Annotated in this window: 5 protein-coding genes and 2 pseudogenes; 4 read left to right on the top strand and 3 right to left on the bottom strand. The window is 68.1% G+C overall.

Annotated elements, in window-relative coordinates; all coding sequences use genetic code 11:
• Positions 1–2 precede the first annotated feature (2 nt).
• On the top strand, positions 3–155 hold the full coding sequence (locus ACRYR8_RS20530; protein WP_432486094.1) for an integrase core domain-containing protein: 153 nt from the start codon (positions 3–5) through the stop codon (positions 153–155).
• A 503-nt stretch (positions 156–658) separates the two neighbouring features.
• On the opposite strand, the gene ACRYR8_RS20525 is transcribed toward ACRYR8_RS20530, so the two are convergent.
• Positions 659–1093 (bottom strand): MarR family winged helix-turn-helix transcriptional regulator, encoded by a 435-nt coding sequence (locus ACRYR8_RS20525; protein ID WP_432486090.1) that lies wholly within the window; start codon positions 1091–1093, stop codon positions 659–661.
• 57 nt (positions 1094–1150) lie between these two features.
• Here ACRYR8_RS20525 and ACRYR8_RS20520 point away from each other — a divergent pair, with 57 nt between their 5' ends.
• Both ACRYR8_RS20520 and ACRYR8_RS20515 read left to right on the top strand, forming a co-directional pair.
• The gene (locus ACRYR8_RS20520; RefSeq protein WP_432486091.1) at positions 1151–2167 is read left to right on the top strand and encodes an NAD-dependent epimerase/dehydratase family protein; all 1017 of its coding nucleotides are present in this window, start codon (positions 1151–1153) and stop codon (positions 2165–2167) included.
• A 50-nt stretch (positions 2168–2217) separates the two neighbouring features.
• Positions 2218–2482: pseudogene (locus tag ACRYR8_RS20515) on the top strand (hypothetical protein); the annotation flags it as partial.
• Between the two features lie 229 nt (positions 2483–2711).
• Here ACRYR8_RS20515 and ACRYR8_RS20510 read toward each other — a convergent pair.
• Together ACRYR8_RS20510 and ACRYR8_RS20505 are read right to left on the bottom strand one after the other, a co-directional pair.
• Positions 2712–3739, bottom strand: a pseudogene (locus tag ACRYR8_RS20510) (IS701 family transposase).
• A gap of 546 nt (positions 3740–4285) precedes the next feature.
• Positions 4286–5971, bottom strand: a complete 1686-nt coding sequence (locus ACRYR8_RS20505; protein WP_432486092.1) for a ribonuclease J — start codon at positions 5969–5971, stop codon at positions 4286–4288.
• An 816-nt stretch (positions 5972–6787) separates the two neighbouring features.
• On the opposite strand from ACRYR8_RS20505, the gene ACRYR8_RS20500 reads away from it, so the two are divergent.
• Positions 6788–7686: sialidase family protein (locus tag ACRYR8_RS20500; protein WP_432486093.1), on the top strand; the 899-nt coding region annotated here is incomplete at its 3' end.

The raw sequence follows: 7686 nt of genomic DNA, 5'->3' as shown, positions 1-7686 counted from the left end.
CCCTGTCCGACGTCGAGTACGCCACCGCGACCTGGGTGGAGTGGTGGAACAATGCCCGGCTGCACTCCCGGCTGGACTACCGCCCACCAGCGGAGGCTGAGGCCGCCCACTACGCTGCCCTCAGCGAGGGCATCCCGGAGTCGTGTCCCACATGAAGACGGCAGAGAAGCCGTGACACTTCACTGAGCTCGACCAGGCTGCGCACCGCGCCGTCGGTGCACAGCAGTGCCTCGGACAGCTCGAACAGCGCATCCGATCGGGCCCGCAGGCAGCCGAAGAAGTCTCGACGAAACCGCGACAGCACCTCGCGGGCCTCGACAGCACCAGCATCTTGGGACACACTTCACCCCACGGCCTTGAGTTGGTTACAGCGCCTCGACAACGCTGATGATCACCTCAAGGCCGCTTTGCTGTCCAGACCCGCAGCCTCAACTGCCTGGGCTGACCTGCTCAAAGGTCAAACGTCAAGCCAAGGCCCTGATGCGCGAGCGCAAGCCACGACCCGCCGCAGTGGCCGTGGGAGCGCTCCTCACGGAACGGTCGCGTCAGATGGTGCATCGGTAGCGACGACGTCGCTCCGGGGGAGGCCGGCGACGAAGTCGGCCCCACGAGAGCGCCTGGTTCACGGCGGCGCAGGGAAGTGTCCTCCTACGGCCGCTCAGGGACGCATGCCTGCTCGCATTCGGCCCAACAGTTCGAGCAATCCGTGCCGTTCCGACGGCGTCATGTCATCGAGGATCGCGGATCGGTGGAGCCGATCGCGGAGGGTCTTCCAGAGCCGGTGGCCGCGTTCGGTGAGGACGAGCACCCGTTTGCGGCCATCGCTGGGGTGAGGCTGCCGGGCGACGAGCCCGGCCTGCTCGAGTTTGTCGGCAACGAGACTCGCAGTGGATGGGTCGCGTTCGAGCAGCCTCGCGAGGTCGCGGGGAGTGACCGGCGCCTCGCTCGTCGCGAGGATGCGCAACGTGGGAGCTGCGGAGGCCGGCGCGTCGAAGTCCTCCAGCGTCGCGGCGATCGTCGCCTGTGCGTGGTGGGCGATGTCGAGCAGCGACTGGATGATCTGCGCTTTCTCGTCCACGGTGGTGTCCGTCATGCACACATGGTACATTGACTGCATCAGTGAGTGCACTCAATGAGTTGAGGTAGCGAAATGAGTGAGACCAGGTCGCGAGGCATCGTCCTCGTCACCGGGGGCACCGGATATCTCGCCGGCTGGGTAATCGTCGAGTTGTTGAATAGTGGCTATCGGGTGCGTGCTTCGGTGCGCGACGTCACCCGCGCGGAGCCGGCGCGGAAGGCGATCCTGGAACAGTCCAAGGGAATGGACGTACTTCAGTTCGTCCGAGCCGACCTGCTCGACGATGAGGGCTGGGCGCCGGCCCTCGACGGCGTCGAAGCCGTGCTGCACACCGCCTCGCCGATGCCGTTCGACAACGACGTAGACCTGATTACTTCTGCTCGCGAGGGCACCCGACGGGTACTCACCACGGCAGCACGCGTCGGCGTGCGCCGAGTCGTGTTCACTTCTTCGGGCACCGCCGCCCGATCGGTCGCCCCTTCGAGCATGACTACCGAGGACATGTGGTCAGAGCCGTCCGGCGACGCGACGCACGTGTATCCGGATTCGAAGATCCACGCGGAGCGGCTCGCGTGGGAGCTTGCCGACGAACTCGGTCTAGATTTGACCGCGGTGCTGCCGTCGTTCATGCAGGGACCACCGGTAGGCGCGTCCGGCCGAGCCGGCACGATCGATGTGATCCGCCGACTGCTGAACCGGGCGCTGCCAGCGCTGCCGCGACTCGGCTGGAACGTCGTCGACGTGCGTGACGAGGCCCAGCTGCACGTCCTCGCCCTCGAACAGCCCGCAGCGATCGGTGAACGCTACAACGGCTCGGGCACGTTCCTCTGGTACCGCGACGTCGCACGCATCCTTCGCGACGGCCTCCCCGAGGCGAAGAAGATTCCCACTCGCGAGCTGCCCGACTTCCTGGTGCGACTCGCAGCTCGACGCGACCCTCACCTCGCGATGATTGTCGACGAGCTCGGCATCGTCCGCACTGTCGACAGCAGCAAGGCCCGTCGTCAGCTCGGCTGGACCACTCGCGACGTCCAGACCACCATCCTCGACACTGCCCGCGCACTCATCGCGCAGGAGCGGCAACCATGAGCCGAGCTGTGGCGACTCCGGACACATGATCTGAGCATCGCTGGCGGGCCTTGGTCAGCATCGGGATCGCCCAGACGATAGTCGCGCTGGATTCGAGCATCGTGAATATCGCCCTGCCATCCGCGCAGGCCGACCTCGGCTTCGGCGACGACCGACGACCGACGACCGACGACCGACGACCGACGACCGACGACCGACGACCGACGACCGACGACCGACGACCGACGACCGACGACCGACGACCGACGACAGTGGATCGTCACCGCCTACGCCCTCGCATTCGGGAGCTTGACCCGGTTTCCCGGACAGGTGAGTGGCTCGATCATGCCGCAGCAGTGAGCGCGGTGTGAAGGGCCTCGTGGTCGCTAGTACTGCAACGGCACTTGCGGCGGGGCGTGTCCGCGTCGTCGGTAGTGGCAGGCGCGGGCTTGATGCTGTCGCCGGCGACGCCAGATGGACCAGTTCCATACGTGCTCGACGGCGTGGCGGGCGGCGAGGGCAAGCTTGGCGAGGAGGCGGCGGACCTCGGGTAGCGTGTAGGCGATCATGCCGTCATCAGCGGACCTGACGCCCCCTTTGCGATGTCAGCTTCCGCGATCTGGGCCCGGGTGGCGGCCAGCCAGGCCAGGGTCAGCATCGAGAGGGTGATGTGGGCGTACCAGGCCCGGTAGTCACGGACCTGGTAGTGATCCAGTCCGGCTTCGTTCTTGGCCTGCTGGAAGCACTCCTCGATGTTCCAGCGAGACCCGGCGACGCGGGCAAGATCAGCCAGAGACGCGCCGCGGGGGCCGTAGCAGATGTAGTAGGCCAGTTCCCCGGTGGCAAGAGAGCGACGCGCCAAGAGCCAGTGTCCCCGCCCGGTGCGCCAGGCGATCCGGACCGGGATCCGGGCCCAGTCATAGATCCGCTCGCCGTGGGCGCCGGACCCGCAGGAGTAACGACGCCACGCCTGAGTAGGCAACGCGGCGACCAACCCAGCGGCCCGGGCCTGGCGGGCGTCGGTGGTGATGAGGGTGTCGTTGCTCTTGCAGGCCAGCACATGTGCCGCATCACGGTCTTCCAGCCACACCCGCAGGTAAGCGGCTTGCCCGTAGGCCTCATCCGCGGTGACCCAAGCGAACGGCACCCCGGCGTCGAAGGCCCGGGCGATCATGGCGATGGCCTGCTGCGGTTTCGTGGCGAACTCGACGTCGTCACCGATCCCGGCCGCCCGGCAGCGGTCACGATCCTCAGTCCACGACTGCGGGCGCCCTTCTTCAGGAACCCGGTCTCGTCCACAATCAACACGCCGTCGGGTGAGCCGAGGTGCTCCACGACGTAGTCACGCACGTCGTCACGGACCCCGTCGACGTCCCAGTCCGCCCGCCGCAGCAGCCGCTGCATCCCATCCGGAGACACCTCCCCGGCCTGCTCGGCCAGCGTCCAGCCGTTCATGCGCTCCAGACCCGCCGCCAGCCCGGTCACGTAGGCACGGACCCGCGCCCGCGGCTCCGCCCGCCCGAACCGAGGCGCGATCCGCCCATGCACCCGATCAAGCTCCGCCAGAGCAGCATCCACCACCGCGAAGACCATCATCTACCATAAGTGCCGTTGCAGTACTAGCAGCGGGCTTGGCGGCCATGCCGGTGCGCAGGCGTTGCCACAGCGCCTCGATCATCAACGGTGTCAGCTTTCCGAAGTCCCCGTGCGGCACGGCAGCCCCTTCCCCTTACCTTGATCAGGGAGGTGTTGCGCTCACCCCTTGATACCACCGTCATGTCCGGGTGCGCCGCAGGTGCCGATCGTGCCGCTGCGAGGCGTCGGTGCGGGATGTCCGCAGTCGCTGTGGAGCGCCGGCGGGGAGGGGGCGTGCGGGGAATGCCGGCGCGGTGGTGGTGCTTGTAGGGGGTGGTCGATCCGCTGCATGCCCCCGGGCCTCACCTTCAGCTCCTTCGAGCGGCCGCTCGCCGAGAGGCGACTTCCGGATCGACCAGCACGTCCACGGCCGCCGGGTCCTTCGACCCGGCGGCCGTCGTGCGCCCGGGCACGGGGCCCACGCCCGGGCGGCGTGCCCTGGCGGCGTCGTGACCGGCTGTCCTGGATCCCGCTTTGGGCAGCGGCACGGCCCCCGCTCCCCGCTCAGGCGTCGATGACGACCGGGATGATCAATGGCGCACGCCGGTGGACGCGTCGCGCCCACGAAGCCACGGTCCGCGCGATGACGTCCTCCAACTGGTGGGCGTCCGGGTGCCCGTCGGAGGCGGATCGGGCCAGGGCCTTCTCGATGAGCGGAACCACGGCGTCGAAGGTCCGCTCGTCGTGCACGAAGCCGCGGGCGAGGAAGTCCGGCGGATCGGTCAGCTGCCCCGTGTCGGCGTCGATGATGGCGACGACCGTGAGCACACCCTCCTCGGCGAGGGTGCGCCGGTCCTTCAGCGACGCTTCGGTGGCCCCACCCACGGTCGAGGCGTCGACGTAGACGTTGCCGGCTGCGACCTTGCCCACCACGGAGACCTGCCCGTCGACGAGGTCGACGATGTCGCCGTCCTCGGCGATCACCACGTTGCGCCGGTCCACGCCCGTCTTGATGGCCAGGTCCGCGTTGGCGCGCAGGTGCCGCGCCTCCCCGTGCACCGGCATCACGTTGGACGGCCTGACGATGTTGTAGCAGTACACCAGCTCGCCGGCGCTGGCATGGCCGGAGACGTGCACCTTCGCGTTGCCCTTGTGCACCACGTTGGCGCCCAGGGCCGTGAGCCCGTTGATGACGCGGTAGACGGCGTTCTCGTTGCCCGGGATCAACGAGCTCGCCAGCAGCACGGTGTCGCCGTCCTTGACGCGGATGACGTGGTCGCCGCTCGCCATCCGCGACAGCGCCGCCAGCGGCTCACCCTGTGAACCGGTGCAGACCAGCGCCACCTTCGACGGAGGCATCTTCTCCAGGACCTTCAGGTCCACGACCAAGCCGTCGGGCACCTTCAGGTAACCGAGTTCCGCGGCGATCCCCATGTTGCGCACCATCGAGCGCCCCACGAAGGCCACCTTGCGCCCGTGCGCGGCGGCCGCGTCCAGGACCTGCTGGATGCGGTGGACGTGGCTGGCGAAGCTGGAGACGATCACCCGTCGCGGCGACGTCCGGAAGACCGTCTCGATGGCCGGGATCAGCTCCCCCTCCGAGGCCGTGAACCCCGGCACCTCGGCGTTGGTGGAGTCGGTGAGGAAGAGGTCGACGCCCTCCTCGCCCAGGCGCGCGAACCCGCGCAGGTCGGTGATGCGCCCGTCCAGCGGGAACTGGTCCATCTTGAAGTCACCGGTGTGCAGGACCAGTCCGGCGGCGGTGCGGATGGCCACGGCCAGCCCGTCGGGGATGGAGTGGTTGACGGCGACGAACTCGCAGTCGAAGGGGCCGAAGCTCTCGTGGTCGCCCTCGCCGACCTCCACCGTCACCGGGCGGATGCGGTGCTCGGTGAGCTTGGCGGTGATGAGGGCCAGCGTCAGGCGTGAGCCGACCACGGGGATGTCAGCGCGCTCGCGCAGCAGGTACGGCACGCCACCGATGTGGTCCTCGTGCCCGTGCGTGAGCACGATCGCCACGATGTCGTCGAGCCGGTCCCGGATGGAGGTGAAGTCCGGGAGGATGACGTCGACACCCGGCTGGTGCTCCTCGGGGAAGAGGACACCGCAGTCCACGACCAGCAGCTTGCCCGCGTGCTCGAAGACCGTCATGTTGCGACCGATCTCGCCCAGGCCACCCAGTGCAACGACCCTGAGCGCGTCCTTCGCGAGAGTCGGCGCGCTACCCAGGGTTGACCGAGATCGACTCATGGCTTCGACCCTAACAAAGCGGAGTCAACCGCACGTACCGGCCGTCGCGAGGAGCTTCTTCATGCAGTGCCTGACTCCTGCAGCCGCTGACGCGGTGTACGAGCAGGCACCGCGCGATGTGATGGCTCACGCCTATGCAGCTCAGTGGGCACCGGACTGGTTCGAGCGCATCTCGACCGCGCAGCAGCAGACCCGGCCGTGCGCTACACCCTCGCGAGCACCGCCGGCGACGTCGCGGTAGCCAGCTACACCTACGAAACCCTGCTCCCCGAGCAACGCGCCGGCCCGCCCGACGCAGCCACCCTGACCTCCACCATCACCACCACACCCCGTCAGCACCGGAGCCGCGAGCACCGAGTACACAGACGCCGGCGACATTCTCGCGCGCGTCGGCGACGATCCCTGACAACAGCAGGAGCGACCTCTGACGGCTCACGGCTTGACGTGCTGCAAACCCCGTACGGGTGCTCCTCGTGGGGCTGCGCACACCTGGCCCGCGCGGCAAGGTGCGCCGAGGATCTGTGGGGAATTCTCTGCCCTGGAGGTCGACCGCCGCCTGTTGACGTCGAAGAGCGAGCCGGATACCGTACGAGGGTACAACGTTGTACCTCTTCGGCGCGGAGCGCCCTCGCCCTCCTACTCCTAGACCTCGCACCGTCAGCCACTCGGCGACAACTCGCTCCACCCGTGAACACCCCGCCCAAACAGCCTCCTGCAACAACGGGCACCGTCTTCACGAAGTCCACCTCGCCGGGCACCGTTTCGGGGTGTGCCGCTCCTGCGAACGTCTCGGCGCCAGCGGAGACGGAGACTGGCATGCTGGCCACACCCGTTTCGCGCAGAACCGGCCTCACCCTGGCCGCGCTGGCGCTGTCCGCCGGCCTCATCACCGCCCAGGGAGTCACCTCCGCGCCAGCCCACGCAGTGACCACCGGCAACGGCGCCCTGGTCTACTCCCCCGCCGCCGGCACCTCCTTCAACCCCGAAGGCGGGCGAGCCGCGGGCACCACCTACTCGAAGATAATCGTGCTGAAGAACAGCGGCAGCGCCAACGGCACGCAGCTGGTCACCTTCGACCAGCTAGTGCTCGAGAACAGCGTACAAGTCTACCCCATCTACCGCAGCACCAACAACGGGACCTCCTGGACCCGGATCGCGACGATCCGCCCGAGCACGCAGTTCCCAAACCTCACCCGCACGGCTCAGCCCTCCCTGTACGAGACGCCGATCCAGCTGGGCAGCATGCCCGCCGGCACGCTCCTGCTCTCGGGCATGATCATGCCGGCGGACCGCTCCAGCAGCCGACTGGTGATGTACAAGAGCCTGGACCACGGGCTGACCTGGAGCTACGTGAGCACCGCCGACACCGGCGGGCCGGCCGTGTACGACCCCAGCCCCACCTCGACGACCACGACCGTGTGGGAGCCCTCGCTGGCCGTGGACGCCAGCGGCGGGCTGGTCATGTACTTCTCCGACGAACGACAGAAGGCCGATGGCGTCTTGCAGGCGATCTCCTACCGACGCTCCACCGACGGCGGGCTGACCTGGGGCAGTGTGGTCAACGTCTCCGCCCCGACCAACCGCAGCGACGGCGGTCTCAAGGGGTCAGCGCAACACTTCCTCGATCGGGTGATTCGGGGAGGTTGTCGTGCCGCGTGGGGACTTCGAGAAGCTGACACCGTTGATGATCGAGGCGGTCTGGAACAAGCTGCGAT

Origin of the sequence: Kineococcus esterisolvens (genome assembly GCF_050871405.1) — a bacterium.
GTDB lineage: Bacteria > Actinomycetota > Actinomycetes > Actinomycetales > Kineococcaceae > Kineococcus.
This window is presented reverse-complemented; position numbering and strand designations above follow the sequence as displayed.